3 protein-coding genes are annotated in these 2,428 nt (G+C 64.9%); all 3 read left to right on the top strand.

Annotated features, from left to right (window positions below; all coding sequences use genetic code 11):
- The coding region (locus VDP82_RS17000; RefSeq protein ID WP_323016013.1) for a glutamate-5-semialdehyde dehydrogenase at positions 1-1,156 on the top strand (1,156 nt) is incomplete at its 5' end.
- Between the two features lie 19 nt (positions 1,157-1,175).
- Positions 1,176-1,856, top strand: a complete 681-nt coding sequence (locus VDP82_RS16995; RefSeq protein ID WP_323016012.1) for a nicotinate-nucleotide adenylyltransferase — start codon at positions 1,176-1,178, stop codon at positions 1,854-1,856.
- A gap of 129 nt (positions 1,857-1,985) precedes the next feature.
- Positions 1,986-2,372, top strand: coding sequence for a ribosome silencing factor (gene rsfS, locus VDP82_RS16990; RefSeq protein WP_323016011.1), 387 nt, complete (start codon positions 1,986-1,988; stop codon positions 2,370-2,372).
- The last annotated feature ends 56 nt before the right edge of the window (positions 2,373-2,428 follow it).

Raw genomic sequence — 2,428 nt, 5'->3', positions numbered from 1 at the left:
TGCCGCCGGTGCCATCAACGCCCATCGGGCCAAAATCCTCGCCGCCAATGCCAGGGACATGGCGGCGGCTCGGGAGAAAGGCATCTCCAAGGCCTTTCTCGACCGGCTCGAACTCAATGACCAGCGCATAGACGGCATCATCGAGGCGGTGCGGATCATTGCCGAACTGCCCGATCCCATCGGCGCGGTCATTTCCGAATGGGACCGGCCCAACGGGCTCCATATCGAGCGGGTGCGCACGCCGCTGGGCGTCATCGGCGTCATCTTCGAATCGCGCCCCAACGTCACCGCCGATGCCGGCGCGCTCTGCATCAAGTCGGGCAATGCCGTCATTTTGCGCGGCGGCAGCGACAGCTTCCACTCCAGCCAGGCGCTGGTCGATTGCCTGCTCGACGGGCTGCATCTGGCCGGGCTGCCGGTGGAGTGTGTGCAATTGGTGCCCACCACCGATCGCGCCGCCGTGGGCGAGATGCTGTCCGGGCTCAACGGCAATATCGACGTCATCGTGCCGCGCGGCGGCAAGACGCTGGTGGCGCGGGTGCAGGCCGAAGCGCGGGTGCCGGTCTTTGCCCATCTCGAAGGGCTGGTGCATGTCTATATCGACAAAAGCGCCGATCTGGAAAAAGCCGTCAGCGTCACCCTCAACGCCAAGATGCGCCGCACCGGCATTTGCGGCGCCGCCGAAACCCTGCTGGTGCACAAGGATGTGGTCGCCACCCATCTGCGTCCCATCCTCTCGGCATTGGTGGACAAGGGCTGCGAAATCCGTGGCGACGATACTGTCATGGCGCTGATGCCCGAGGCAACGCCGGCCACCGAGACCGACTGGCGCACCGAATATGAGGACGCCATCATCGCCGTCAAAATCGTCGACAGCCTGGAAGCGGCCATCGCCCATATCGAGCATTATTCCAGCCACCATACCGAGGCGATCATCGCCGAGGATTCTGAGGCGGTGGAGACCTTCTTCCGCGAGGTCGATTCGGCCATATTGGTGCACAATGCCTCGACCCAGTTCGCCGATGGCGGCGAATTCGGCTTTGGCGGCGAGATCGGCATCGCCACCGGCAAGATGCATGCGCGCGGGCCGGTCGGCGTCGAGCAATTGACCAGCTTCAAATATCGCCTGCGCGGCACCGGCCAGACGCGGCCCTGACCTCAAGGCCCTGCCGACCATGACCCTGCGTCCCCCGCTTCGCATCGCCGGCATCACCGAACTCCCCCCCTCGGGGGCGGGCATGCGCATCGGCCTTTTCGGCGGCAGCTTCAATCCCATCCATGAGGGGCACCGGCTGGTGGTGGAGGAAACGCTGCGCCGGCTGGGGCTGGATGCGCTCTGGGTCATGGTGACGCCGGGCAATCCGCTCAAGGACCATAGCGAGCTGGCGCCGCTGGCCGAGCGCGTGCTGGCGGCACGGGCCCTGCTGGACAGCCCGAAAGTGCGCGTCACCGGCTTTGAGGCCGCTTATGGCTTTTCCTATTCCTGGCAGACGGTGAAATTCCTCACCGATGCCCTGCCCGACCGGCATTTCGTCTGGATCATGGGGGCCGACAATCTGGTCGATTTCCATCGCTGGGAGCGCTGGCGCGGCATCGCCGCCACCCTGCCCATGGCCATCTATGTGCGCCCCGGCTCCAGCCGCCGCGCGCTGGTCTCCCCGGCCGCCAGCGCCTTGTCGCGCTGGCGCATCGACGAGGAGGAGGCACGCCGCCTGCCCCTGCTCTCGCCCCCCGCCTGGGTCTATCTTCACGGGCGGCAATCGAGCCTTTCGTCCTCGGCCATCCGCGCCCGGCGAAAGGCCCGCCCGGCCCCGCTTGCGGAACCGTCATCAAATGCGCATATTATGCCGGTGTGATGATTGTCACCGTAAAACAGGAACTGCCTGCTTGCCGTTTTTCAAGACGCCTGCACATTCCGCTCAAAGACCAAGGATGCTGACCCAACGCATGACCCATGCTGCCGCATGGGCGGAAGGCCATTGCTGATGGCCGCGCTGCCCGAAAACACCGTTTCCACCCCCGAGGCCCCTGCCCCCCAGCGCAGCCTGATCGATGTCATCCTCAATTGCCTTGACGATGCCAAGGCCGAGGACATCGTGGCCGTCGATATCACCGGCAAGTCCTCGCTGGCCGATCATATGGTCGTGGCCTCCGGCCGCAGCCAGCGCCATGTGGGCGCCGTGGCCGACCAGATGCTCAAGGCCCTGCGCGACGCCGGCTATGACAAGCCGCGCATCGAGGGCCTGCCCCATTGCGACTGGGTGCTGGTCGATGCCGGCGACGTCATCGTCCATGTCTTCCGCCCCGAAGTGCGCGAATTCTACAATATCGAGAAGATGTGGCAGGCCGATTTCGCGGCCGACGCCCATTAGGGCGTTTCCAGCAAAAGTGGCAACGGTTTTGCGGTTCGGAAACGCGACAAAACAAA

This window comes from Devosia sp. (genome assembly GCF_034675085.1).
In the GTDB taxonomy this organism is placed as follows: domain Bacteria; phylum Pseudomonadota; class Alphaproteobacteria; order Rhizobiales; family Devosiaceae; genus Devosia.
This window is presented reverse-complemented; position numbering and strand designations above follow the sequence as displayed.